Genomic DNA, 24,867 nt, shown 5'->3' with positions numbered 1-24,867 from the left:
GGATGCGAAAAGCTCCCTCCGGGACAAACCCGGAGGGAGCCTTCACGCCTGGTCGGCCGCGGGGCGGCGGATCAGGCGACGATCAGGTAGATCCCGTAGCCCACGGCTGCGGTGATGACCGCGAAGCAGGCGTACGCGCCGCTGCGGGCGAGGGTGGCGGTGCCGCCCTGCTCGGTGGCGGTCTCGTGCTTGGACAGGCCCACCAGGCCCAGGGTGAAGAGGGCCACGAGGGCGACGGTGGCGAAGAGGCTGACCCCGAAGACGGAGCCGAGCGCTTCCCAGTCGATCTTCATACTGCCGCTTTCTGAATGTCCGGGTCTCGGTGTGTCTCGGTCAGACCGCCGCGGCCGGAGCCGCCGGGGTCTGCGTCGCGGCCGGGATGGTGGCCTTGAGGTCTTCGTCCGTGACCGCGGCGGTGGTGCCGGCGGCGGCGACGGTCGGCGGGACGGTGACCGCGGCGATCGCCGTGGTGACGACACCCGGCTCCTCGGCGCGGGCCGGCTCCACCTCGTTGACGTTGTTGTGGTCGACGACCTGGCGGCGCGAGATGAACCAGATGGCCAGGCAGGAGCCGATCAGGAAGAGCGTGACCGCGGCGATGCCGATGTCACCGGCGCGCATGACCAGCTCGGCACCGGCCGAGACCAGCGCGGCGGCCGGCAGGGTCAGGCCCCAGGCGACGAACATGCGGGTCGCGGTGGACCAGCGGACCACACCGCCCTTGCGGCCCAGGCCCGCACCCATGACCGCACCGGAGCACGAGTGGGTGGTGGAGAGCGAGAAGCCCAGGTTCGAGGAGGCGAGGATGACGGACGCGGCCGAGGTCTGGGCGGCGAAGCCCTGCTGCGGGTGCAGGTCGGTCAGGCCGCTGCCCATGGTGCGGATGATGCGCCAGCCGCCCAGGTAGGTGCCCATCGCGATGGCCATGCCGGCGGAGACGATGACCCAGACCGGCGGGTTCGCGTCGGGCGCGATCGCGCCGCCGGCGATGAGGGCCAGGGTGATGATGCCCATCGTCTTCTGCGCGTCGTTGGTGCCGTGCGCGAGGGAGACGAGACCGGCCGAGGCGATCTGACCGGCGCGGTAACCCTTGGCGGAGGTCTTCTCGCCGACCTTGTCGCCCAGCTTGTAGGTGAGCTTGGCGGCCAGGTACGCGGCGATGCCGGCCACCAGCGGGGCGGCGATCGCGGGGATGAGCACCTTGGTGACGACGACGCTGCCGTTGACCGCGCCGATGCCGGCGGAGGCGACCGCGGCACCGATCAGGCCGCCCATCAGGGCGTGCGAGGAGCTGGAGGGCAGTCCGACCAGCCAGGTGACGAGGTTCCAGAGGATCGCGCCGACCAGGGCCGCGAAGATCACTTCTGGCTGGATGCCCTCTTCGTTGACGAGGCCCTTGGAGATCGTCTTGGCGACCTCCACGGACATGAACGCGCCGACGAGGTTGAGCACGGCGGACATGGCCACCGCCGTCTTGGGCTTGAGGGCGCCGGTCGAGATGGTGGTGGCCATCGCGTTGGCCGTGTCGTGGAAACCGTTCGTGAAGTCGAACACGAGAGCGGTAATGATCACGATCCCGAGGAGAAGCGTTATGTGCTCCATTTACCCAGGCTTCTGTTTGACGTCAGTGGCTCGGCGACCGTAGGCAACCTGGATGAACGGAAGGTGAACTGACTCGGGCGGAGCGGTGTACTGGCCCGGGGTGCGATCGGGACATTCGTCCTGATTCTGACGTAGATAACTCGATAAATGCACGTCAAAGCCGGGTGAATGCACCCCTCCGCAGCACGGCGGAGGTGTACGGGAGCCCCCACCCGGACCCCGGAAAGAGACCCAGATCACTCCACCCCCGGCGGTCACGCGGCGAACTGCGGAGCGATCTCCTCCGGTGAGCCGTCGGCGGCGCTCCGGTGGCCCTCCGCACCCCCCGCCGGGACACTGAAACCGTGCGTACCGCGACAGCAACGGCAGCGGCCGTCACCACGACCCTCCTCGGCGCCGGTGCGGCCGCGGTCGCGGCCGGCCGGCACGCCGCCGACGCGGCCCTGCGCTCCGCGCCGGGGCGCCCGCTCTCCGGCGGGCAGCGGCTCAGCGTCCACTCCACCGCAGCCGGCCGGGTTTCGCTGACCCGCTCGCTGACCTCCCTGCGCCCCGGCACCTACGGCCTGGTCGCACCCGGGGTGCACGCCGTGGTCGGGCCCGTCGTCAGCGACGCCGACCACTACCCGGACACCGTCGTACGGCGCCTCCTCACCGTCAACCACGGCGCCCTCGCCCCCGGCACCCGTGTCACCCTCACGCCGCAGGTGTACGTCGGCAACCCGAGCACCGCCCTCGGGCTCGACCACGCCGACGTGGACGTCCCCGGGGAGCTCGGCGCGATGCCCGCCTGGTTCGTGCCCGCCGCCCGGGACACCTGGGTGATCACCGTGCACGGCCTCGGCGGCACCCGCGAGCACCCGATGGTGGTCATGCCCTTCCTGCACCGCCACCAGCTGCCCGTCCTGGACCTGGCCTACCGCGGCGACCTCGGCGCCCCCGCCTCCCCCGACGGCATCGGCCACCTCGGCGAATCGGAGTGGCGCGACCTGGACGCCGCCATCCGCTACGCCGTGCGCTACGGGGCCCGCCGCGTGATCCTCCACGGCTGGTCCACGGGCGCCACCATGGCCCTGTACGCCGCCGAACGCTCGGCGCTGGCCGACCGGATCTCCGGACTGGTCCTGGACTCGCCGGTGCTCGACTGGCACACGACCCTGCGCGCGCTCGCCGCGGCGCGCCGCACCCCCGCCGTGGTGCTGCCGCTGGCCGTCTGGGCCGCCGAGGGCCTCACGGGCCTGCGCGCCGACCGCCGCCCGCCGGGCGCGGATCCCGGAGCCCTGCGCGTCCCCGTACTGATCTTCCACGGACCGGACGACACGCTCGCCCCCTGGGGCCCCTCCCGCCGGCTCGCCGCGGCCCGCCCCGACCTCGTCGGCCTGCACACCGTGCCCGGAGCCGGACACGGAGCCATGTGGAACGCCGACCCGGCCGGCTACGAGGAAGCCCTGCGCCGCTTCCTCACCCCGCTCATGTGAAGGCCTGTTGAAGGCCTGTCATGTGAAGGCCGTGTGACGGACATGTTCCTGCGGGCGTGTTGTCCCGGTCTGCACCGCGGGCAGCTGGTGGCAACGGCTGATTCCGTTTGGGCTTTCGGCCAGTGACGGGCGAGACTGCTTCCGTGACGTCCCGAAAGCCTGATGAGCAGTTGGCTCGCGACTCCAGACTCCGACTCGTCTCCCCGCGTTCCGTCGCCGCGGCACGCAAGGCGGTGACCGACCGACGCAGCCGGCCCGCCCCGAGGCCCCCGGCGGGCACCCCCGCCACGGCCGACCTCGCGAACCGGGCCCGTGCCTCGCTCGCCGACGCCGTACGCCTGACCCGCTGGGCCGAGCGCAACCTCGGCGCCGGAGACGGCGGACGGCCCGCCCCCACGGGCGCCCTGCCGCCCTCGGACGTCGAACGCGCCGCCGGGGAACTGGGCCTGACGCACGGGCAGATCCGGGTCGGCTGGGACCGCGCACGGCTCGCCGGCCTGGTCGAGGTGCACGGCGGCCACGCCCGGCCCGGCTGGCGGCTGCGGGCCTGGGACCGCGACGACACCGCCGTACTGCGCGGCTGGGTCGCCCTCTTCGACGCCTGGTCGCTCGTCCACCCCGCCCCCGCCGACATCGCCCCCGCGGCCGTCGCCGAGGTCGTCGAGGCGATGCCCCAGCTCCTCTCCCTGCTCCAGCTCTCCGACGGCCCGGTGACCGTCCCCGACCTGCTCGACCTGCTCGGGCAGCGCGTCACCGAACTGCGCGACGAGCGGTGCGAGATCCCGTACGACGCCGAGCCCGCGGCCGCCGGAACCGGCTCCGAGGAGGCCCGCCCCGCCCCCGTCCCCCTCGCCCGGCTGCTGCGCTGGGCGCTCGGCGGACTCGCCGCCGTGGACGCCGTCACCCTCGGCCCCGCCCGGGCCGCGCTCACCCCGCTCGGCAGCTGGGCCGTCTGGGTCAAGCTGGAGCAGATCTGCGTCGCGGCGCAGAGCCCCGCCGGGAACATCGAGCAGTCCGCCGCCGCCATGCTGCACGGCTGCGCCCGGCTCACCCCCGGCCCGGCCCGCGCCGAGTACCAGGCCTGGCTCGCCGCCCGCCCCGTCGGCCACGCCGTCGCCGAGCTCCTCCAGGCCGCCCGCGGCGAGGACGCCCTGCTGCGCGGCCTCGCCTTCGAGGCGCTGCGCGTGGTCGGCGCCCCCGCCGAACCCGAGGTGCGCGCGACCGTGCGCGAGCCCGCGCTGCGCCCCTACGCCCTGCTCTGGCTCGCCGAGCACGACGGGATCGACCCCGACGAGGCGCAGCACGTCCTCACCGCCGAGGAGTCGACCTGGCTGTGGGTGGACACGGCGGCCGCCATCGCCGACCACGGCGAGGCCGAGCTGCTGGCCCGCCACCTGGACTCGGCCGTCCGGACCACCGTCCCCCGGCTGCTGGACGAGGTCCGCGCCGTCGGCCACCCGCGCACCGTCCAGGTCCTGGTCGCGCTGGCCGCCGCCCATCCGGACCCGGCCCTGGCCAAGGCCGTCCGCCGCGCCGCCTTCCAGGTCCACACCGGCGGCGCCTGAGCCCTGGCCGGGCGCCATGCGGTGAGAGGCCGCCGTGCCCGGCCGTGCCCGGGCCGTCCCCGCACGGGGCCGCGTACCGCTGCCCCATGCGGACATCCGTGCCGCCGTGCTCCGGCCAGGGCGAGGCGGGGCACGGACCCGCGCAGACAGCCGTCCGGCCTTGCCCTCGGCCAGGGCGCGCCGCCGCGGGTCTCAGACCTGCGGCGCGTACGTGCCGAAGCTCCAGATGTTCCCCTCGGCGTCCCGGGCCATGTAGTCGCGCGAGCCGTAGTCCTGGTCCTTGGGCTCCATCACGATCTCCACCCCGTGCTCGGCGGCCCGCCGGTGGTGGGCGTCCACGTCGTCGACCACGACATAGACCCCCGAGGGGCCGGCGCCCTCCATGGCCTTGTCGAAGACCCCGCCGGTGCCCTTGCTGCCCAGCATCACCATGCCGTTGCCGTAGGCCAGCTCCGCGTGCACCACCGAGCCGTCCTCACCCTCGTACACCGCGACCTGGCTGAACCCGAAGGCCTCGGTCAGCAGCCGGATGGCCGCCTTCGCGTCGCGGTAGACCAGCGTGGGACAGATGGACGGAACGCCTGCCATGACGATCACTCCCTCTCGTGACGGTGACCCGCGTCACACCAGCATGGCAGGCGGCGCCGACAGTCAGCGGAAGGTGTTGCACTGGGCCATGTCGCCCGTGCGGTAGCCCTGGTAGAACCACTGCTGCCGCTGCTCGGCCGAGCCGTGCGTCCAGGACTCCGGGGTCACCCGGCCCTGGAACTTCTCCTGGATCCGGTCGTCGCCGACCGCGGCCGCCGCGTCCAGCCCGTCCCTGATGTCCTGCTCCGTCAGGTTCGTGATCAGCGGCCGTCCGGTGGACTCGTCCGGGGTGCGCGTCGCGTTGTGCGCCCACACCCCCGCGTAGCAGTCGGCCTGCAGCTCGACCTTGACCGCGTTGCTGTTCGCGCCCTGCCGCCCGTCCTGGGAGCGCTGGAGCGTGCCGAGCAGGTTCTGGATGTGGTGCCCGTACTCGTGGGCGACGACGTAGGCCTGGGCGAAGGGACCGCCGCTCGCGCCGAACTTCGTCCGCAGCTCGTTGAAGAAGCCGAGGTCCAGGTAGACCTGCCGGTCGGCGGGGCAGTAGAAGGGGCCCACCGCCGAGGTGGCGGTCCCGCACGCGGTGTTCACCCGGCCGGTGAAGAACACCGTCGACGCCGGGCTGTACTGACCACCGCGCCGGGCGAACTCCTGCCTCCAGAAGTCCTGGGTGCTGTTGACCACCGCGACCAGCCGGCAGTCCTCCCGCGCGTTCGCGTCCTGCCCCGTCCTGCACTCCTGCTGCACCTCGTTGACGGAGGACGCGGCCGGCCCCGGCTCCTGGTCCCCCGAGGACAGTCCGAGCTGGTCCGGACCCACACCGAAGAGCAGTCCCAGGACGAGCGCGATGATGCCGACGAGGCCGCCGCCGACCGTGGCCCTCCCGCCGGGGATGCGGCTGCCACGCACATCCTTGACCTCGGAGGTGTCCAGGTTGGCGTTGTCGTCGAACTGCATCCCCGCACCGCCCTCTCTTCGTGGGACCGGTGGGCCACGTGACCGTCCCTGCGGCGAGTATCGGCCCATTCCTCCCGGTACGCGCCCCGGCACTCCCCGGGATCCCTGGGCCGAACGGGGGACGCTGCGGAGCGGCTCCCGGCCGCCGGGCGGTCCGGCCCGCGCCCGGAAACCAGTTGCACACCCCCGGTAGAATGTCTCCCATGGCAAATCTCCTCGCGGATTAGCGGCGTCGAAGCATCGCGTCCTGCCCCCCTTCCGCCGTCCCGACCCGCCCTGGAGTATTTCCGTGATCACCGCCACCGGCATCGAGCTGCGCGCCGGCGCCCGCATCCTCATCGAGTCCGCCTCCTTCCGTGTCGCCAAGGGCGACCGCATCGGCCTGGTCGGCCGCAACGGAGCGGGCAAGACCACCCTCACCAAGTGCCTCGCGGGCGAGGGACAGCCCGCCGCCGGCTCCATCGCCCGCTCGGGCGAGGTCGGCTACCTCCCGCAGGACCCGCGCACCGGCGACCTCGACGTCCTGGCCCGCGACCGGATCCTGTCCGCGCGCGGTCTCGACGTACTGATCAAGAAGATGCGCGCCAACGAGGAGCGCATCGCCACCGGCGCCGGCGCCACCCGCGAGAAGGCGCTCAGGCAGTACGAGCGCCAGGAGACCGAGTTCCTCACCAAGGGCGGGTACGCCGCCGAGTCCGAGGCCGCCACCATCTCCGCGGCGCTCAGCCTCCCCGACCGCGTGCTCGGCCAGCCGCTGCACACCCTCTCCGGTGGTCAGCGCCGCCGCGTCGAGCTCGCCCGGATCCTCTTCTCGGACGCCGACACCCTGCTCCTCGACGAGCCCACCAACCACCTCGACGCCGACTCCATCGTCTGGCTGCGCGACTACCTGAAGAACTACCGCGGCGGCTTCATCGTGATCTCCCACGATGTCGACCTGGTCGAGACCGTCGTCAACAAGGTCTTCTACCTCGACGCCAACCGCGCCCAGATCGACGTCTACAACATGGGCTGGAAGCTCTACCAGCAGCAGCGCGAGGCCGACGAGAAGCGCCGCAAGCGCGAGCGCCAGAACGCCGAGAAGAAGGCCGCGGCCCTGAACTCGCAGGCCGACAAGATGCGCGCCAAGGCCACCAAGACCGTCGCCGCGCAGAACATGGCCAAGCGCGCCGACCGGCTGCTCGCCGGCCTGGACGCCGTCCGCGTCTCCGACAAGGTCGCCAAGCTGCGCTTCCCGGACCCGGCACCCTGCGGCAAGACCCCGCTGACCGCCGAGGGCCTCTCCAAGTCCTACGGCTCGCTGGAGATCTTCACCGACGTCGACCTGGCCATCGACAAGGGCTCCCGCGTCGTCATCCTCGGCCTCAACGGCGCCGGCAAGACCACGCTGCTGCGCCTGCTGTCGGGCACGGAGAAGCCCGACACCGGCACCGTCGTCCCCGGTCACGGCCTCAAGCTCGGCTACTACGCCCAGGAGCACGAGACCCTGGACCCGGAGCGCACGGTCCTGGAGAACATGCGCTCCTCCGCGCCCGACCTGGACCTGGTCGCCGTGCGCAAGACGCTCGGCTCCTTCCTCTTCTCCGGGGACGACGTGGACAAGCCCGCCGGGGTGCTCTCCGGCGGTGAGAAGACCCGTCTGGCCCTGGCCACGCTGGTCGTCTCCTCGGCGAACGTGCTGCTGCTCGACGAGCCCACGAACAACCTCGACCCGGCCAGCCGCGAGGAGATCCTGGGCGCCCTGCGCACGTACAAGGGCGCAGTCATCCTCGTCACGCACGACGAGGGCGCCGTCGAGGCGCTGGAGCCCGAACGGATCATCCTGCTCCCGGACGGCGTCGAGGACCTGTGGGGCCCGGACTACCGGGACCTGGTGGCGCTCGCCTGACCCCGGAGGGGCCCCGTCCGATCACGGTCCGGGCCTGCGGTGACCCTGATCCAGTTCCTTATGGATCATTCGGCTCAGGGGTGATCCATCATCTGAGTGAGACGGTCTCGTACCGTTGCGCGTCGTACGACGGCCCCGGCCGCACCCGTGAAGGTGCGCGACCGGGGCCGCTCGTTTTCCGCCGCCCCGCCTCTGACCTGGCGATTCCCGGTGGAGGTGGCGAAGTGTGACGGAAGTCATGCAGCGGAAGAGAAGATTCCGTTCTGCTCGTGTGTCCACGGCTCGGGAAATGCCGCCGTACCGACCTTGCTGAATGGGTGGCCAGGAAGCGTGGGAGGGGTGATCATGAGAAGTCCAGAGCGCACTTCCCATGAGGAGGCACGGGTGGCCGAGACTCTGAAGAAGGGCAGCCGGGTAACCGGCGCCGCGCGCGACAAGCTCGCGGCAGACCTGAAGAAGAAGTACGACTCCGGTGCGAGTATCCGGGCGCTGGCCGAAGAGACCGGTCGGTCCTACGGATTCGTCCACCGGATGCTCAGTGAGTCCGGGGTTTTGCTGCGCGGTCGCGGAGGCGCGACGCGCGGTAAGAAGGCGGCTTCGGCCTGACCCCGGACCCATCGGTTCCAACGCTCCAAAGGCTCCAACGGCTCCACAGCTCACTTGTTCCGACGTTTCCTTCGGTGACCCCCGGTCGGCCCCGTGGTCGACTGGGTGGTTACTGTGCAGTCACTTAGGCCGGGCTTGCGGCCGACTGCACACCGGAGGCATACACAGATGGCTCTGCTCGACAAGGACGGCGTACGACTCACCGTCGACGACACGGTCGCCACGGTGACACTGACCAATCCGGCCAAGCGAAATGCCCAATCCCCCGCGCTCTGGCGGGCTTTGGCCGAGGCCGGGAGGTCGTTGCCGGGCACCGTCCGGGTCGTCGTGCTGCGCGGTGAGGGCAAGTCCTTCTCCGCAGGGCTCGACCGGCAGGCGTTCACCCCCGAAGGCTTCGAGGGCGAGCCGTCCTTCCTCGATCTGGCACGTGGATCGGACGAACTGCTCGACTCCACGATCGCCGAGTACCAGGAGGCGTTCACCTGGTGGAGGCGTAACGACATCATCTCCGTCGCCGCCGTGCAGGGGCACGCGATCGGCGCCGGCTTCCAGCTCGCGCTCGCGTGCGATCTGCGCGTGGTCGCGGACGACGTGCAGTTCGCCATGCGCGAGACCAGCCTGGGCCTGGTCCCCGACCTGGCCGGAACCCAGCCCCTCACCTCCCTGGTCGGCTACGCCCGCGCGCTGGAGATCTGCGCGACGGGCCGCTTCGTGCATGCCGAGGAAGCCGAGCGGGTCGGCCTCGCCAACCTGGTCGTCCCCGCCGACGAGCTCGACGCCGCCGTCCAGGACCTCACCACCGCGCTGCTGGCCCCGCCGCGGGACGCCGTGATCGAGACCAAGGTACTCCTGCGCGCCGCGCACTCCCGTCCGTACGACGACCAGCGCACCGCCGAGCGCGCCGCCCAGGCCCGCCGCCTGCGCGACCTTGCGGGGCTGTCCGACTGACGTGTCGGGGGCTCCGCCCGCCCGCGCCCGCGGGCGGGCGGAGCCCCCGGGCACGGCCGGAGCCGGTGAACCGGATCCGGCCGAGCGGCGTAGTCCCGAGGCGCGAGCGCGGCCGCGCGCTTAACGTGGTGCGGAGTGAGTCCGATTCCGCACGCGCGAAAGGGCACGCCATGACCGAATCCTCATCCGGTGGCGGTGGCTACGCCAAGGAACCCGGCGACCGGGGACGCACGAGCATCTCCGACGGCGTGGTCGAGAAGATCGCCGGGCTGGCCGCCCGCGAGGTGGTCGGCGTACACGCCATGGGCAGCGGCACCGCCCTCTCCCGTACCTTCGGCGCCGTCCGCGACCGTGTGCCCGGCGGCCAGAAGGCTTCCGTCAGCCGCGGGGTCAAGGCGGAGGTCGGCGAGGTCCAGACCGCCCTCGACCTGGAGATCATCGTCGACTACGGCGTGTCGATCCGCGACGTGGCACGGGCGGTCCGTGAGAACGTCATCTCGGCGGTCGAGCGGATGACCGGCCTGGAGGTCGTCGAGGTCAACATCGCCGTCAGCGACGTCAAGCTGCCGGACGAGCCCGACGAGGAGCCGGAGACCCGTCTCCACTAGCCGAGAGGAGCCGTAATGAGCATGGCGATCGCCGGCCTGTTCGCCGGAATGGCCCTGGCGTTCGCCGGGTACTTCGGCGGTTTCGGCGCCTTCCTCCTGGTGGCGGCCCTCGGCGCCCTCGGGTTCGTCGTCGGACGCTTCCTCGACGGGGACCTGGACGCCGGGGACCTGTTCCGCCGCCGTGACGACCGGCGCGGGTGAGGGGCCGATGAGCACCACGCAGCCCCGGGCCACCCCGCCGCGGGTGGCCGCCGCCGACCGCGGGTCCACCCTCATCGCCGACCGGGTCGTCGCCAAAATCGCCGCCCAGGCCGCCAGGGAAGCCCTCGCAGCCCCCTCGGGCGCGCCCCCGCACGCCACCGTCACCGTCCACCACGACATCGCGCGGGTACGGGTGAGCCTGGAGCTCGACTACCCCTCCGACGTCGCCGCCCAGTGCGCCGCCGTACGCGCCCGGGTGGCCCAGCGCGTCGAGGAGTGCGCGCAGATGTCCGTGCCCGAGGTGGACATCGAGATCGAGCACCTGCACTCCGCCCACACCCGGACCGCCGCGGGGCGGGACCGGCGGCTGCGGTGACGGCCCCCGGCCCCGGCCGCGCCCACCGGTTCCGCTCCGCCCGGCGGGTGCCCGCCGCGCTCACCGCCCTGGCCGTGCTGGGGGTGGCGGGCCTGTTCCTGTACGACCTGGCCGCCGTACGGTCCGGCCGGCCGGCCATGAGCTGGCGCAGCGACCTCGCCCACTGGCTGGAGACGGCGACCCCCGCCGACCTGTCGGTGCAGCTGACCGGCGCCGCCCTGGCCCTGGCCGGGGCGGTCCTCCTGCTGCTGGCGCTCACCCCCGGGCTGCGCCGGATCCTGACCATGCGGACGCCCGGCCAGGGCGCGGCGGTACACGCCGGGCTCGGCCGCAAGGACGCCGCGCAGGTCCTGCGGGACCGGGCGATGGAGGTGTCCGGGGTGCGCTCGGTCCGGGTCAAGGTGGGCCGGTCCCACGTCGGGGTGCGGGCCACCTCGCACTTCCGCGAGCTGGACGACGTACGGGCCGACCTGGACGCCGTGCTCGCCGTCGGCATCGAGGAGCTGGGCCTCGCGCACCCGCCGCGGGCGCGCGTACGGGTCAGGAGGTGAGCGGGATGCTCGCGGTGGTGAACCGGATCCTGCTGGCGGTGGCCGGAGCGGTCCTGCTGGCGGCCGGCATCGTGCTGCTGATGGGCTGGTGGCCGCTGCACGGGCGGCACGCGCCGCTGCTGACGGCCCAGACGAGGCACCGGTACTGGCACGCCGACGGATGGTGGTGGTGGGCGGTGCTCGCCGGGCTCGGCGTGGTCGTACTGCTGGCCCTGTGGTGGCTGCTGTCCCAGCTGAGGCGCCCGCGGCTGCCCGCGGTGGTCGTGGACACCGGGGACGGAGCCTTCGCCCTGCTGCGCGGGCGCGCGCTGGAGGCGGCGGTGGCCGCGGAGGCCGGCGCGCTGGAAGGCGTCGCCGGCTGCCGGGTCGCGCTGCGCGGGCGGCGCGGCTCGCCCGCACTGCGGGTCGCGCTGGAACTGGAACCCCACGCGGTCCCCGCCGACACGCTGGCCGCCGTGGCCGGCCCGGTCCTGACCCACGCCCGTACCTCGGCGGGCCTTGCCGAACTGCCGACGGAGGCCCGCCTCAAGGTGGCGTCACACCGGGCGCAGCGGGTCACTTAGGCCGGGCCCGGAGCCCCACGCGGGGTCAGAAGCCGTGGCGGGAGCCGCCGTCGACCGGGAGCATGATGCCCGTCAGGTACGAGGCGGCCGGGGACAGCAGGAAGGCCGCCGTGCGGCCGAACTCCTCCGGGGCGCCGTAACGCCGCAGCGGGATCCGGGACTCGTTCCCGGCGCGGGCCGCGTCGGCGTCACCGCCGAGCGCGTCGAGCTCCCGTACGCGGTCGGTGTCGATGCGCGCCGGGAGCAGGCCGATCACCCGGATCCCGCGCGGGCCGAGCTCCACCGAGAGGGACTTCGCGAAGCCCGCCAGGCCCGGGCGCAGGCCGTTGGAGATGGTCAGCCCGGGGATCGGCTCGTGGACCGAGCCCGACAGGACGAAGCCGATGACCCCGCCCTCGCCCAGCTCGGCCGCCGCCGCCCGCGCGAGGCGTACCGCGCCCAGGAAGACCGACTCGAAGGCCGCCGACCACTGCTCGTCGGTGTTGTCGGCCGCGAAACCGGGGGCCGGGCCGCCGACGCTGATGAGGATGCCGTCGAATCGGCCGAAGCGCTCGCGCGCGGTGGCGACGAGCCGCCCGGCCACCGCCGGGTCGGAGTTGTCCGCCGCCACACCCACGGCGTTCGGGCCGAGCTCGGAGGCGGCGTCGGCCGCCCGCTTCTCGTCCCGGCCCGTCACGAGGACCTTCGCGCCGTCGGCGGTCAGTTCCCGGGCGGAGGCGAAACCGAGGCCGCGCGTGGCCCCGGTGACGATGTAGACACGGTCTTTCAGTCCAAGATCCATGCCGACACGCTACGCCGTCGCGGGCTCCTGTTCGACGGCTTCGGCCTTGGCCGCCGCTTCCTCGCGGTCGCGCTTCTCCCGCCGCACGAGGACCACCCAGCCGACCGGCACCGCGGCCGCGAACAGCCACCACTGGACGGCGTACGCCATGTGGGGACCGATCGAGTCGTGGTCGGGATCGGCGACGGTCTCGGGGCCGGCCTCGGGGGAGGGGGCGGTGAGCTCCAGGTACCCGCCGAGGACCGGCTTGCCCAGGTACTCCGCCTGCTGCGCGCTGTTGATCAGCATGACCTGGCGGTCCGGCAGGCCCTTGCGGTCCTTGATGCCGCTGCCGCCGCTCGTCTCGTCGGCCTTCAGCCGGCCGGTGACGGTGACCTCGCCCGAGGGCGCGGCCGGCACCGGCGGGTAGGCGCGGGGGTCGTCGCCGCCCGGCACCCAGCCCCGGTTGACCAGCACCACCCGGCCGTCGGAGAGGACCAGCGGGGTCAGGACGTGGAAGCCGACCTTGTCGTCGTTGTCGGTGCGCATCCGTACGACGACCTCGTGCGCGGAGTCGTACGTGCCGGTCGCGGTGACCGCACGCCAGAAGTCCGCGCGGGGGACCCGGTGGCCGGGGGAGGTGACCTCGGTCATGGGGACCGGCTCGGCCCGCAGGTTCGCCTCGATCAGCTGGTTCTGCGCGACCCGGTGCTCATGGCGGTGGTACTGCCAGAACCCCAGCTTGATCATCACGGGGATGAGGGCGAGGGTGATGAGGGTGAGGCACACCCACTGCCGGGTCAGCACAAAGCGGTACACGCCCACGACGGTACCCCCAGCGCGGAGGACCCCGGCGGCCGGGTGGCCGTCCGGGGTCACGGGGTACGGGATCGGGGGCGGGGCGAGGGGGAGGACGTGGGGGAGGAGGTGGGAGTCAGACGCGGTCGACGATGCCCACCTTCCCCTCCGCGCGGGCGCAGTGCGCCCCGCAGAACCACTGCCCCGAGACCTCGACGCCCTGCCCGATGATCGAGACCCGGCAGTGCTCGCAGACGGGCGCCATGCGGTGGATGGCGCAGGAGAAGCAGTCGAAGACGTGCACGGCGCCCTGCGCGTGCACCTCGAAGGACATGCCGTAATCGTTTCCGCAGACCTCACAACGTGCCATGCGCCGAATGCTGCGCACGGCGGGGGAGCGGAACAAGATCCAGCGGGGTGAGTCGCCGCGCCTGCACCCGGCCGGCGCAACGGCACTTCCCCGTCCCGGCCCCCGTCCCCGTTCCCGTCCCGGCCCTCGGGCTCAGCACTCGGCCGGGGCCACGTCCCGCAGCAGCTGGGTGAAGGCGGCCTCGTCGACGACCGGCGTGCCGAAGGACTTCGCCTTGACCGTCTTCGACGTCGCCGAGTCGGGGTCGTTCGTCACCAGGAGACTGGTGAGCCGCGACACGCTCGTCGCGATGTGCAGACCCGCCTCGACCGCGCGGTCCTCCAGCAGCTCCCGCTCCACCGAGGTGTCACCGGAGAAGGCGATCCGCATGCCCTGCTTCAGCGGCTCGCCGTCCTTGTAGCGCCCCGGATTGGGGTGCGGGCACGGCGGTCGCTTGCGCGAGGGCCGCCAGCCGCTGCCCCGGTACGAGGACTGGTACCCCACGCGCGGGGCGGCGGCCGAGTCCGACCACTCCGTCAGCGGCCGGCACTCCAGCAGGGGCAGCCGTACGCCGCCCTCCGCGGCCGCGTGCAGCGACGGGCGGAAGGCCTCCGCCAGCACCCGGGCGTCGTCGAGCGCGTGGTGGGCGCGCTGCTGGACCACGCCGAAGTGCGCGGCGAGCGACTCCAGCTTGTGGTTGGGCAGCGGGAGGTTCAGTTCCTTCGACAGGGCGATGGTGCACAGCCGCTGACGGACCGGCGCGGTCTCGGCGGCCCGCGCGTACTCCCGGGCGATCATCTGCCAGTCGAAGATGGCGTTGTGCGCGACCAGCACCCGGTCCGCGAGGCGGCCGGCGAACTCCTCGGCGATGTCCTTGAACAGCGGGGCTCCGGCGAGCACCTCGCTCGTCAGCCCGTGGATCCACACCGGTCCCGGGTCCCGCTGCGGGTTGACCAGGGTGTACCAGTGGTCCTCGACATTGCCCTGCGCGTCGAGCCGGTAGACGGCGGCGGAGACTATCCGGTCGTCGCGGGCGAGCCCGGTCGTCTCCACGTCGACGACCGCGTACCCCTGTGGGTAGGCGGTCGGCCACGTCGTCTCTGCGGTCGTACGGTCGTCGAGCATGGTCACAGAGGATATCGGCCCCGACTGACAGCCGTTGCCGCGATGCCTCTTCGGCCCGGCTGCGCGGCCGGTTCGCCGGCGCTCACGATCCGGGTTTCAGCAGGGAGGCCGTCAGGGCGCGTACGGACAGCAGGAACAGGCGTTCCGGGTCGGCCGGGCGGGCCAGGGCGCGGGCGAGGGCCGGGTCGTGGGGGGCCGCGGCCGGGTCCCAGAGCTCGCTCTCGGCCGGGGACTGGGCGGGGGAGCGCTCACGGTTGCGCTCGACGAGCAGGAAGCCGACGATCTGGAACTGGATCGCGCGCACCGCGTCGGCCGCGCGGGCGCCGCGCAGTCCCGCGGCGTGCACCTCGTGGACGAGCGCCTGCTGCGCGGGCAGGAACATCCGCTCGGTGAGGCCGCGCTCGTGGACCATCGCGATCAGGTGCGGGCGCTCGCGCAGTTCGCGGCGCAGGGTCCGGGCCACCGACTGGATGCGGTCGGCGGGGGTGCGGCCGACGGGCCTGATCGCGCCCATCTCCTCCACGGTCCGCCGGACGAGGGCGTCGAGCAGCGATTCGCGGTTGCCGACGTGCCAGTAGATGGACGTCACCGCGGTGCCCAGTTCGGCGGCGAGCTTGCGCATGGTGAGGGCGGCCGGACCGTGCTGCTTGACCAGGGACGCGGCGGCGTCCAGCACCTCGTCACGGGTCAGCGTTGATCTGGCCATGGCTGCGGGCCGCCGATCTGTCGGAGTGTCAGTTCCAGTCCGTGCACGGGTCTTTACCCTTTATCCAAGGCGGTGTAACTGTGTTACAGAACCGATTCCGCTCAATGACGAGGGATGGGGCGACACATGGCACGCGTACGGTACGGAGCGCGGACCGAGGCCGAGATCGCGGCGTCGCGCGAGAAGAGTTCCAAGCTCCCCGACATCTGGTCCACCGGCGTGGTGGCCGTCTGGGAGAGCGACCCCGACGTCGTGGCGGCGGTCCTGCCGCCGCCCCTCAAGCCGGCCGACCGGCCCCTCGTACGGGCCAACATCAGCAAGGTCGACCTGCCCGGCTACCCGCTCGGCGCCGGCTCGGTGGCCGTCGCCGCCCAGCACGGCGGGGTCGAGGGCTGGTACCCGCTGGTCATGCCGATGACCCACGAGCGCGCCCTGATCGGCGGCCGCGAGGTCTTCGGCGAGCCGAAGAAGCTGGGCGAGGTCACCGTGGAGCGCGACGGCCTCGTCGTGCGGGCCGTCCTCGCCCGGCACGGGATCGCCTTCGTCGAGGTGCGCGGGGCGGTGGACCGCGCGCTGCCGCTGCCCGAGCCCACCCAGAAGACCGACTTCTACTTCAAGTTCCTTCCGGCAGTGGACGGTTCGGGCTTCGACGCCGACCCGGTCCTCGTCCACTGCACGCGCAACGAGAAGGTCCGCAAGCTGGAGCACATCACCGGGGACATCGTCCTGCGCGAGTCGATGTTCGACCCCATCGCCGACCTCCCCGTCCGCCGGATCGTGGAGATCACCATCGGCGAGAAGACCACCGACCAGAAGGGCCGCGTCGTCGAACGGGTCAGCGCCCAGGCCCTCCTCCCGTACATCCACCAGCGATACGACGACCCGATGCAGATCCTCGACGCGCCCCCGGAGGGATCGTCAGGGGGGAGGGGCTGACATGCGGATCGAACCCGGACAGGTGGCCGTCGTCACCGGAGCCGCCAGTGGCATCGGCCTCGCGATGGCCCGCCGCTTCGCCGCCGAGGGACTCAAGGTGGTCCTCGCCGACGTGGAGGAGGGCGCCCTGCGCAAGGCCGCCGACGAGCTCACCGCGGACGGGGCCCAGGTGCTCGCACGGCTCGTCGACGTCAGCGACCGCGACTCCGTGACCGCGCTGGCCGACGCGGCGTACGAGGGCTTCGGCGCCGTGCACGTGCTGTGCAACAACGCGGGCGTCGGCTCCGGCGCCGAGGGCCGGATGTGGGAGCACGAGCCCAACGACTGGAAATGGGCCTTCTCCGTCAACGTGTGGGGCGTCTTCCACGGCATCCAGGCCTTCGTCCCCCGCATGATCGCGGGCGGCGCGCCCGGTCACGTCGTCAACACCTCCTCCGGCGACGGCGGCATCGCCCCCCTGCCCACCGCCTCCGTCTACGCCGTCACCAAGGCGGCCGTGGTCACCATGACCGAGTCGCTCTACGCCCACCTCAAGGCGGAGGGCGCCGCCGTCGGGGCCTCCGTCCTCTTCCCCGGACCGCACATGCTGCGCACCGGACTGTGGGAGTCGCACCGCAACCGGCCCGAGCGGTACGCGAAGGAGCGGCCGCGCAAGTCCCCGTACCGCAGCCTCGACCAGTACGAGGCCGCCATGAGGCAGGCCGGCCACCAGGTGGACTTCACCCCCGTCGAGGACGTCGCCGAGCACGTCCTCGACGGCATCCGCGCCGACCGCTTCTGGATGCTCCCGGCCAGTGAGCACAGCGACCGGCAGATCCGGGCCCGGTCGCAGTCGATGCTCGACCGTGCCAACCCCGCCTACCTGGAAAGCTTCATCCTCGACTGAGGGGCGTTCGTCGTGAGTGACATAGCGAGTGACACACCGTACGAAGACCCGTACCTGATCATCTCCTCCGACTGCCACGCGGGCCTGCCCACGGAGCAGTACCGGCCCTACCTCGACTCCCGCTTCCACCCCCAGTTCGACGAGTTCCTCGGCGAGCGCGACGCCCGCCGCGCGGAAGCCACCCGGCTCGGCGTCCGCAACGAGGCCTTCGCCGAGAAGTGGTTCCACGACCACGAGGAAGGCCTGCGGGGCGGCTGGGACACCGGGCAGCGGCTGAAGGAACTCGACGGCGACGGCGTGGCCGCCGAGGTCGTCTTCCCCGACGCGGACGCCGTCGACAGCCAGACCGCAGCCCCCTTCGGAGTGGGCCTCGGCCTCTCCGGCGACCAGGACCCCGAGCTCGGCATGGCGGGCGCGCAGGCCCACAACCGCTGGCTGGCGGAGTTCGTCTCGGAGAACCCCGAGCGCCACTGCGGGGTCGCCCTGCTCCCCATCACGGGCGAACCGTCGAAGGTCGTCGCCGAGATCCACCGGGCCAAGGAGTCCGGGCTGGGCGCGCTGATGATCCCCGCCATGTGGGTGGACAAGGCGCCCTACCACGACCGCCGCTACGACCCCGTGTGGGCGGCGGCGGCCGAGACGCGGATGCCGATCGTCACCCACTCCGGGTCCTCGCCGCGCCACGAGTACGGCGACCACCTGGGCATCTTCGTCTCCGAGGTCACCTGGTGGCCGGCCCGCCCGCTGTGGTTCCTGCTCTGGTCGGGGGTCTTCGAGCGCCACCCGGGCCTCAAGTTCGGCGTGGCCGAATCCGGGTGCTGGTGGCTGCCGAACCAGCTGTGGTTCATGGACCGGCTCTACCTCGGCGCGCACGGCGGCAAGAAGCTCTCCCCGTTCGAGGAACTGAAGCGGCCGCCGAGCGAGTACCTGGACCGCCAGGTCTTCGTCTGCGCGACGAACACCAAACGGCGCGAACTCGCCCAGCGCTACGAGATCGGCGTGGACAACATCCTGTGGGGCTCGGACTTCCCGCACCCGGAAGGCACCTGGCCCGACACCCGGAACTGGCTGCGCAAGACCTTCCACGACATCCCGGTCGACGAGACCCGCCGGATGCTCGGCCTCGCGGCGGCCGAGGTCTTCGGCTTCGACACGGAGAAGCTCGCTCCCGTCGCCCGTCGGATCGGCCCCACCCCGGCCGAGCTGGGCCAGTCCCCGGACCAGGCGGCGGTGGCGGCCTCCTGGGCCCGCTCCCGCGAGACGGGCCGCCACTGGCTCACAGGCGGCGACTTCCCGGTACTGGGGGTCTCGTGATGACGGACGACCAGGACCGCTACACGGTCATCTCGGCGGACTGCCACGCGGGCGCCGACCTGCTGGACTACAAGCCGTACCTGGAGAAGCGGTACCACGACGACTTCGACGCCTGGGCCGCCGGCTACGTGAACCCGTACGAGGACCTCCTCGCGGACACGGCGGACCGCAACTGGAACTCGGCGCGGCGCCTCGCGGAGCTGGAGGCGGACGGCATCGTCGCCGAGGTCGTCTTCCCCAACACCATCCCGCCGTTCTTCCCCAAGGCCTCGCTGATGGCGCAGCCGCCGACGGCCGCCGAGTACGAGATGCGCTGGGCCGGCCTCCAGGCCCACAACCGCTGGCTGGCGGACTTCTGCGCGGACGCGCCGGGCCGGCGTGCGGGCGTGGTGCAGATCCTGCTGAACGACGTGGACGCGGCGGTGAAGGAGATCCGCCGCACGAAGGAGGCGGGCCTCACGGGCGGCGTCCTGCTGCCCGGCGTCCCGCCCGGATCGCCGGTCCCGGAGCTCTACTCGGCGGCGTACGACCCCATCTGGGCGGTCTGCGACGAGCTGGACGTCCCGGTAAACCACCACGGCGGCTCGGCGTCGCCGCCGCTGGGCGACGAACCGGCCGCCCGCGCGGTCTTCATGGTGGAGACCACGTGGTTCTCGCACCGCGCCCTGTGGCACCTCATCTTCGGCGGCGCCTTCCGCCGCCATCCGGGCCTCAAACTGGTCCTGACGGAGCAGGGATCCGGCTGGATCCCGGGCGTGCTGGAGATGCTGGACTACTACCACGGCCGCCTTGTCGCGGCCTCGGCCACGGCGGAGGCCAAGTTCGGGGCGGGCCTCGCGGAGTCGATGGGCAGCGGCCCGAGCGAGGTCTGGCGGGAGAACTGCTTCGTGGGCGCCAGCTTCATGCGCCCCCACGAGGTCCCGCTCCGGGACCGGATCGGCCTCGACAAGATCATGTGGGGCAGCGACTACCCGCACGACGAGGGCACCACCCCCTTCTCCCGCGAAGGCCTCCGCATCGCCTACGCGGGCCTCCCGCGCGAGGAGGTCGCGGCGATGGCCGGCGGCAACGCGGCCCGCGTCTACGGCTTCGACCTCACCCTCCTGGACCCCCTCGCGGCCAAGCACGGCCCCCTGGTCTCGGAGATAGCCGAACCCCTGACGCACACCCCACCGCAAGCCACCAGCCCGGCCTTCGCCAAGGGGGGCTCGGTCCGGGTCTGGTAGCGCAGTTCCCGCCGGAGTGGATCACTGCAGGCAGGTGATCCGCTCCGGCGGGAACAGGTGGGCGCCGAGGATCTCCGTGCCGCGGTACACCTGGACGGTCAGCTCCGGCAGCCCCGCGAGCTCTGTGAGGTCGACCGTGCCGCAGGCACTGAAGGTGAGGGTGGTCAGGCCGGTCAGCTCCCGCCAGACGTCGGGGGCGGAGGTGAGCCGGCAGTCGGCGAGCCACAGCGTCCTCAGCCGCGGGAACCGCAGCACGTCCCGGGGGTCGAGCTCGTGCTGGTGGATCATCTGCAGCCGGGTGAGGTCCGGTGCCCGCTCCAGTTCCCGCAGCTCACGTCCTTGCCGCTTCCCCGCGATGCTCAGGAAGCCCAGTTCGGGCCAGCGCTCCAGTCCGTCCAGGGACATGGACTCCGTCCCCTCGTTGAGCCACAGGCCGGTCAGAGACTGCTCCCCCGGAAGCTCTCGTACGGACCGGTGCCCGCCCGTCCCGCCGAGTCCTAGAGACAACAGGCCGGGCAGTCGCTCCAGGACGTTCAGTTCGACGTGGCGGCTGCCGATGGTGAACAGGTGCTTGAGCGGGATCCCGGCCAGGGGCCCCAGGTCCGACAGGCCCGGGCAGTGCAGGCTGAGGTGTTCCAGCTCCCGCAGCGCCGCCAGCGGCCCGATGTCAGTCAACCGGGGGGAGTCCAGCACGTACAGCTCCCGCAGTCGTTCCCGCCGGGCGATCTCGGAGGGGACCTGCCGGACGTCGAACAGCCGCAGGCGTTCGAACTGGCCGAGCCCCTCCAGGCAGGCGAGTTGCTCGGCCGTGCGCAACGACAGCACCCCGGAGCCCAGGCTGGCATCGGCGAGCACCGCTTCGGCGTACCTGCGGGTGTCGAAGCGGCCCCAGGCGTCGTCGAGTTCCTGCGTCGCCCTCGGGCGGGTCTCCTCGCGGAACCGGCGAATCACCGACAGGGCGCGCTCCCCGCCCAGCAGGGCCGCTGTACGGATGGTCCCCGCCACCTCCAGCTCGCTCGGCCCGTCCGCCGGGGACGGCAGCAGGTCCAGGACCAATTCGCCCGCCCCGGCCAACTCCTCAGCCTGCTCCGGGCCGCGCGGCGGCAGCAACTCCAACGTACGGTCCATGACAGCCACCCCGACCTCCCGGTCAAGCTCCGGGGCGTGTTCCAGGCAGGTCACCGAGAGAAGGATCAGCCGGTTCCGGACCCCCTTGACCTTGTCGGCCCGCCGCATCAGGCCCCGCAGCAGGCGGCTGCGCTCGTCGGGGCGGGCGTGGCCCACCGCCATGCGGACCACGTCGTCCCAGGTGTCGTCGTGGGCGTTCTTCACCAGCACACCGAAGTCCCTGGACTCCACGGCCGCTTTGGCTCCCAGGTAGTCCTGGAAGGTGCGGTGGACGAAGATCACCGAGCCCGGTACCGGCTCCAGGAGCAGGCCGCTTCGGATCAGCAGGTGGGTGAAGACCTGCTCCGCGCCGCCCTGCGCCCGTACCTGAGGCATGGATTCGAGCCATTTGCCGAGGAGTTCCACGGCTTCGTCGCGGCCCGCCTCCAGCTGCCCGTTGCGGATCAGCCAGTACGCGAGCCGCTGGAGCAGCGAGATCTGCTCGTCCCGGGTCAGGTACACCCCCTCGACCCCACTGATCTCCCGCTCCGTGTCCCGGCGGACCAGCAGCATGTCCAGCGCCGCGTCGTACAGCTCTTTGCGGGCCCGGGGCAGCTGCATGCGCCGGTCCTGGTTCAGGGCGCAGAGCAGTGCGCACATCAGTGGATTGGTGGCCAGCCGGGCCAGGTCCCGCCGGGAGGCGACCGCTTCCAGCAGTGAGGCCTCGTACGCGTCCACCTCCTGCCCCTCCGAGCGGGCCGCCGCGTGCCAGTGTGCGACGAAGGCGCGGATGTCCCTCTGCTCCATCGCCAGCATCGACTGTGTGGCGAAGCCGATGCCCGAGAGCCAGTCCTCCGGGACCGCGGACGGGCGGGTGGTGACCACGTACCGGGCCTTCGGGAAGGCGGAGACGAGCGAGCGCAGCCAGGCCTCCGTGCGACCGCGCAGCCGATGCGGGACCTCGTCCACACCGTCGACCAGAACCAGCGCCCGTCCACTGAGCATGAGGTCCTCCACCCAGCCGGGCGGGGCCGAAAGCGGGACGCCGCCGGCGCGCAGGAAGTCCTCCGGCAGCGGCAGGGTGCCCGGCGCGGTGAAGGAGCGCAGCCGGAGCACGAACGGGACGCACGTGCTCCACGGCCCGTCGGTCCGCCGCGCCGCGTTGAGCGCCAGCCACTGCACCAGCGTGCTCTTGCCCGAGCCCGCCGGGCCGCGCAGCAGGACCCGGTCGGCCGAGGCGAGGGCCTGCTCCGCCCGCACGGGGGTCTGGTGCACCTCCGGCTCGCCCGGCAGCAGCAGCTGCTCGCTGCTGACCGCGAGGCTGATGTAGGCCACGTCCAGCGGCAACTCCTGGCGGGAGCGGCTGAGGGTGAGGCCGAAGAGTCGGAGGCGGCCGTGGGTCCGGGCGATGTACTCGGCGTAGCGCTCCTCGAAGGCGTACGCCGTGCCGTCATTGGCGGCGCCGAGGCGGTCCACCGCGCGCGCCAGCTCCCCGGTGCGCCGCACCAGTTCCACATCGGTCCGGGCCCCGAAGCCCGGCAGGGTCGTCACGTGCTCCACCGCGTGCTCGCAGCACAGCCGGACCAGTCGCCCGTACAGGGCCTCGGCCGCCGGGGCGAGACCGGCCGGCGGCGGGGGCACGGCCGCCGCCAGGGCCGCCGGGTCGAGGTCCGCCGAGTACAGGGCCTCCGCGCCCAGCGGGCCGAGCGCGGCGAAGGAATCGGCCACCGCGTCCAGTGCCGCCAGTCGTTCGTGCTCCGGGAGGCGGGCGGTGGCGTCGGCCAGGCGGGCCGCCAAGGTGTCCGCCAGGCGGCGCATCTCCCGTTCGCCCAGCTCGGCCGGCGGCCGGCGCCAGGGCTGCGCCGGGCGGGCCGGGGCCGGGGTCAGGCCCGCACCCGGGGCGCGGGCCAGGAGGGACTTCAGCAGGGTGCTCGCCGCCGTCCCCGCGACCCGTAAGAGAACCGTCTCGATACCCGTCATTCCGCAGCCTCCCCTCGGCTGGACATCATCTCGCGAACCATCGGTAACCCCGATGGATACCGATCGGTAACAACCTCTAGCGGTGTCCCCGGAGGCGCCTCTATGGTGCGCTCATGCCGAACCTGCCCGATGTCGTGCTGTGGTCCATACCGGCCTTCGTGCTGCTCACCGTCCTGGAGGTGGTGAGCTACCGGATCCATCCCGACGACGACGCGGCCGGGTACGACACCAAGGACGCGGCCACGAGCATCACCATGGGGCTCGGCAGCATCGGCTTCGACCTGCTGTGGAAGATCCCGGTCGTCGCCGTCTTCACCGCGGTCTACGAACTCACCCCGCTGCGGGTGCCGTTCCTGTGGTGGACCGCCCTGCTGATGCTGCTCGCGCAGGACTTCCTCTACTACTGGCAGCACCGGCTCCACCACGTCATCCGCATCCTGTGGGCCTGCCACGTGGTGCACCACAGCAGCCGGCGGTTCAACCTCACCACCGCCCTGCGCCAGCCCTGGACCAGCGCCACCACCTGGTGGTTCTACCTGCCGATGGTGGCCCTCGGCGTGCATCCCGCGGCGATCCCGTTCTGCTACGGACTCAACCTCCTCTACCAGTTCTGGGTCCACACCGAGCGCATCGGCAAGCTGCCCCGCGCCTACGAGTACGTCTTCAACACCCCCTCCCACCACCGCGTCCACCACGCCTCGCAGGGCGGATACCTGGACCGCAACTTCGGCGGGATCCTGATCGTCTGGGACCGGATGTTCGGCTCCTGGGTGGGGGAGACGGAGCGGCCCGTCTACGGGCTCACCAAGAACATCGGCACCCACAACCCGCTGCGCGTGGCCACCCACGAGTACGCGGCCATCGCGCGGGACGTGCGCGCCGCCGCGAACTGGCGCGAGCGCGCCGGACGGGTCTTCCGCGGCCCCGGCTGGCAGCCCGCCCCCGCCGGAGCCCCCGCCCCCGCCGAAGCCCCCGCCGCCGCCTCCGCCGAAGCCCAGGCCCCCGCCGTGGACGCCGCCGCCGACGCCCGGACCTCCGTACGGGAGACCACCGCGTGAGCACCGCACCGTCCCCCGAACGCCCGGCCCCCTCCTGGGCCGCCGGCCGCGCGCCGGGCGGCCGGGACCGCCTCGGCCGCCTCGCCCTCGCGGCCTTCGCCGCGGCCACCGCCGTCGACCTCGTCTCGCTGCTGGCCGACTGGCACCTCGGGCACCTCATCGCCAAACCGCTGCTGATGCCGCTGCTCGTCACCTACGTGATCACCCGCGGCGCGCCCCGGCTGCTGGTCGCCGCCCTGCTGTTCGGCTGGGGCGGGGACCTGGCCCTGCTCTTCGACGCCGAGCCCGCCTTCCTCGTCGGCATGGGCTCCTTCGCCGTCGGGCACGTCTGCTACCTCGTCCTCTTCGGCAAGCGGCCCGCGAACCCGCTGCTCGGGGGCGCGTACGCACTCGCCCTCCTCGGGACCGTCGCCCTGCTCTGGTCCGACCTGCCGGCCGACCTGCGGATCCCGGTCGCCGGCTACAGCCTGCTGCTCACCGCCATGGCGTTCCGCTCCAGCGCCCTCGGTCTGCGGGCCGGGATCGGCGGGGCGCTGTTCCTGCTCTCCGACACCCTCATCGCCTCCGGGGTCGCCGAATGGCCCCAGCTGCCCCGCCCGGACTTCTGGATCATGGCCACCTACCTGGCCGCCCAGTACCTCCTGGCCACCGGTTCGACAGCCACCCGGGAAGCAGGCGTACCGTAGGACGGTCCTCA

General features: G+C 72.5%; 26 protein-coding genes. 16 read left to right on the top strand and 10 right to left on the bottom strand.

The genetic code is table 11. From position 1 onward, the window contains the following. Window positions 1-71: 71 nt before the first annotated feature. Together AB0D29_RS12390 and AB0D29_RS12385 are read right to left on the bottom strand one after the other, a co-directional pair. Window positions 72-293 carry a hypothetical protein gene (locus AB0D29_RS12390; RefSeq protein ID WP_266598020.1) on the bottom strand — a complete coding sequence of 74 codons (222 nt, stop codon included), beginning with the start codon at window positions 291-293 and terminating at the stop codon, window positions 72-74. A gap of 40 nt (window positions 294-333) precedes the next feature. Next, window positions 334-1,602 (bottom strand): inorganic phosphate transporter, encoded by a 1,269-nt coding sequence (locus AB0D29_RS12385; protein WP_362853686.1) that lies wholly within the window; start codon window positions 1,600-1,602, stop codon window positions 334-336. A 344-nt stretch (window positions 1,603-1,946) separates the two neighbouring features. Between AB0D29_RS12385 and AB0D29_RS12380 the strand changes: the two genes are divergently transcribed. Both AB0D29_RS12380 and AB0D29_RS12375 read left to right on the top strand, forming a co-directional pair. Next, window positions 1,947-3,077, top strand: a complete 1,131-nt coding sequence (locus tag AB0D29_RS12380; RefSeq protein WP_362853684.1) for an alpha/beta fold hydrolase — start codon at window positions 1,947-1,949, stop codon at window positions 3,075-3,077. A 233-nt stretch (window positions 3,078-3,310) separates the two neighbouring features. Then, window positions 3,311-4,642, top strand: coding sequence for a hypothetical protein (locus AB0D29_RS12375; protein ID WP_362854020.1), 1,332 nt, complete (start codon window positions 3,311-3,313; stop codon window positions 4,640-4,642). Between the two features lie 192 nt (window positions 4,643-4,834). Here AB0D29_RS12375 and AB0D29_RS12370 read toward each other — a convergent pair whose 3' ends face one another. Both AB0D29_RS12370 and AB0D29_RS12365 read right to left on the bottom strand, forming a co-directional pair. After that, entirely contained in the window at window positions 4,835-5,230 is a 396-nt protein-coding gene (locus tag AB0D29_RS12370; RefSeq protein WP_362853683.1) for a VOC family protein, read from the bottom strand. Window positions 5,231-5,293: 63 nt separating this feature from the next. Then, window positions 5,294-6,184 carry a neutral zinc metallopeptidase gene (locus AB0D29_RS12365; RefSeq protein ID WP_362853682.1) on the bottom strand — a complete coding sequence of 297 codons (891 nt, stop codon included), beginning with the start codon at window positions 6,182-6,184 and terminating at the stop codon, window positions 5,294-5,296. Between the two features lie 289 nt (window positions 6,185-6,473). On the opposite strand from AB0D29_RS12365, the gene AB0D29_RS12360 reads away from it, so the two are divergent. The 8 genes from AB0D29_RS12360 to amaP all read left to right on the top strand — a co-directional run bounded on the left by AB0D29_RS12360 (window position 6,474) and on the right by amaP (window position 11,925). Beyond that, window positions 6,474-8,072, top strand: coding sequence for an ABC-F family ATP-binding cassette domain-containing protein (locus AB0D29_RS12360; protein ID WP_362805653.1), 1,599 nt, complete (start codon window positions 6,474-6,476; stop codon window positions 8,070-8,072). A gap of 384 nt (window positions 8,073-8,456) precedes the next feature. Beyond that, a complete protein-coding gene (locus AB0D29_RS12355) occupies window positions 8,457-8,678 on the top strand; it encodes a helix-turn-helix domain-containing protein (RefSeq protein WP_362853681.1) in 222 nt (73 codons plus the stop codon). A gap of 168 nt (window positions 8,679-8,846) precedes the next feature. Continuing rightward, window positions 8,847-9,626 carry an enoyl-CoA hydratase/isomerase family protein gene (locus AB0D29_RS12350; protein ID WP_362853680.1) on the top strand — a complete coding sequence of 260 codons (780 nt, stop codon included), beginning with the start codon at window positions 8,847-8,849 and terminating at the stop codon, window positions 9,624-9,626. A 170-nt stretch (window positions 9,627-9,796) separates the two neighbouring features. Continuing rightward, window positions 9,797-10,234, top strand: a complete 438-nt coding sequence (locus tag AB0D29_RS12345; RefSeq protein WP_362853678.1) for an Asp23/Gls24 family envelope stress response protein — start codon at window positions 9,797-9,799, stop codon at window positions 10,232-10,234. 15 nt (window positions 10,235-10,249) lie between these two features. Then, complete coding sequence (locus AB0D29_RS12340; RefSeq protein ID WP_030716925.1) at window positions 10,250-10,435, top strand: hypothetical protein; 186 nt, start codon at window positions 10,250-10,252, stop codon at window positions 10,433-10,435. 7 nt (window positions 10,436-10,442) lie between these two features. Further along, window positions 10,443-10,811, top strand: coding sequence for a hypothetical protein (locus AB0D29_RS12335; RefSeq protein ID WP_362853677.1), 369 nt, complete (start codon window positions 10,443-10,445; stop codon window positions 10,809-10,811). After that, window positions 10,808-11,362, top strand: coding sequence for a DUF6286 domain-containing protein (locus AB0D29_RS12330; protein WP_362853675.1), 555 nt, complete (start codon window positions 10,808-10,810; stop codon window positions 11,360-11,362). The genes AB0D29_RS12335 and AB0D29_RS12330 overlap by 4 nt, the downstream gene beginning before the upstream one ends. Window positions 11,363-11,367: 5 nt before the next feature. Further along, a complete protein-coding gene (gene amaP, locus AB0D29_RS12325) occupies window positions 11,368-11,925 on the top strand; it encodes an alkaline shock response membrane anchor protein AmaP (protein WP_362853674.1) in 558 nt (185 codons plus the stop codon). 25 nt (window positions 11,926-11,950) lie between these two features. On the opposite strand, the gene AB0D29_RS12320 is transcribed toward amaP, so the two are convergent. The 5 genes from AB0D29_RS12320 to AB0D29_RS12300 all read right to left on the bottom strand — a co-directional run bounded on the left by AB0D29_RS12320 (window position 11,951) and on the right by AB0D29_RS12300 (window position 15,663). Continuing rightward, the gene (locus AB0D29_RS12320; RefSeq protein ID WP_362853672.1) at window positions 11,951-12,706 is read right to left on the bottom strand and encodes an SDR family oxidoreductase; all 756 of its coding nucleotides are present in this window, start codon (window positions 12,704-12,706) and stop codon (window positions 11,951-11,953) included. A 9-nt stretch (window positions 12,707-12,715) separates the two neighbouring features. Beyond that, the gene (locus AB0D29_RS12315) at window positions 12,716-13,504 is read right to left on the bottom strand and encodes an SURF1 family protein (RefSeq protein ID WP_362853671.1); all 789 of its coding nucleotides are present in this window, start codon (window positions 13,502-13,504) and stop codon (window positions 12,716-12,718) included. Window positions 13,505-13,619: 115 nt separating this feature from the next. Beyond that, the gene (locus tag AB0D29_RS12310) at window positions 13,620-13,853 is read right to left on the bottom strand and encodes a hypothetical protein (RefSeq protein ID WP_030716941.1); all 234 of its coding nucleotides are present in this window, start codon (window positions 13,851-13,853) and stop codon (window positions 13,620-13,622) included. Window positions 13,854-13,985: 132 nt separating this feature from the next. Next, window positions 13,986-14,963: a DEDDh family exonuclease gene (locus AB0D29_RS12305; RefSeq protein WP_362853669.1), complete on the bottom strand. Its 978-nt coding sequence runs from the start codon at window positions 14,961-14,963 to the stop codon at window positions 13,986-13,988. 76 nt (window positions 14,964-15,039) lie between these two features. Beyond that, complete coding sequence (locus tag AB0D29_RS12300) at window positions 15,040-15,663, bottom strand: TetR family transcriptional regulator (protein WP_362853668.1); 624 nt, start codon at window positions 15,661-15,663, stop codon at window positions 15,040-15,042. 126 nt (window positions 15,664-15,789) lie between these two features. On the opposite strand from AB0D29_RS12300, the gene AB0D29_RS12295 reads away from it, so the two are divergent. Genes AB0D29_RS12295 through AB0D29_RS12280 form a run of 4 tightly spaced genes read left to right on the top strand, consistent with a single transcriptional unit; the run spans window position 15,790 to window position 20,025 of the window. Next, window positions 15,790-16,599 carry an acetoacetate decarboxylase family protein gene (locus AB0D29_RS12295; protein WP_351293040.1) on the top strand — a complete coding sequence of 270 codons (810 nt, stop codon included), beginning with the start codon at window positions 15,790-15,792 and terminating at the stop codon, window positions 16,597-16,599. A gap of 1 nt (window position 16,600) precedes the next feature. After that, window positions 16,601-17,485, top strand: coding sequence for an SDR family NAD(P)-dependent oxidoreductase (locus AB0D29_RS12290; protein ID WP_362853666.1), 885 nt, complete (start codon window positions 16,601-16,603; stop codon window positions 17,483-17,485). Between the two features lie 12 nt (window positions 17,486-17,497). Continuing rightward, window positions 17,498-18,799, top strand: a complete 1,302-nt coding sequence (locus AB0D29_RS12285; RefSeq protein ID WP_362853665.1) for an amidohydrolase family protein — start codon at window positions 17,498-17,500, stop codon at window positions 18,797-18,799. Then, complete coding sequence (locus AB0D29_RS12280; RefSeq protein WP_362853664.1) at window positions 18,799-20,025, top strand: amidohydrolase family protein; 1,227 nt, start codon at window positions 18,799-18,801, stop codon at window positions 20,023-20,025. Before AB0D29_RS12285 ends, AB0D29_RS12280 begins: the two co-directional genes overlap by 1 nt. 21 nt (window positions 20,026-20,046) lie before the next feature. Here AB0D29_RS12280 and AB0D29_RS12275 read toward each other — a convergent pair whose 3' ends face one another. Beyond that, entirely contained in the window at window positions 20,047-23,112 is a 3,066-nt protein-coding gene (locus AB0D29_RS12275; RefSeq protein WP_362853663.1) for an NACHT domain-containing protein, read from the bottom strand. A gap of 113 nt (window positions 23,113-23,225) precedes the next feature. Between AB0D29_RS12275 and AB0D29_RS12270 the strand changes: the two genes are divergently transcribed. Together AB0D29_RS12270 and AB0D29_RS12265 are read left to right on the top strand one after the other, a co-directional pair. Continuing rightward, window positions 23,226-24,170, top strand: a complete 945-nt coding sequence (locus AB0D29_RS12270; RefSeq protein WP_362853662.1) for a sterol desaturase family protein — start codon at window positions 23,226-23,228, stop codon at window positions 24,168-24,170. A gap of 128 nt (window positions 24,171-24,298) precedes the next feature. Continuing rightward, a complete protein-coding gene (locus AB0D29_RS12265; RefSeq protein WP_362854019.1) occupies window positions 24,299-24,856 on the top strand; it encodes a lysoplasmalogenase in 558 nt (185 codons plus the stop codon). The last annotated feature ends 11 nt before the right edge of the window (window positions 24,857-24,867 follow it).

It is taken from the genome of Streptomyces sp. NPDC048424 (assembly GCF_040651555.1).
Taxonomy (GTDB): domain Bacteria; phylum Actinomycetota; class Actinomycetes; order Streptomycetales; family Streptomycetaceae; genus Streptomyces.
Note: the sequence above shows the minus strand (reverse complement) of the source record. Positions and strands in the feature narration are given on the sequence as shown.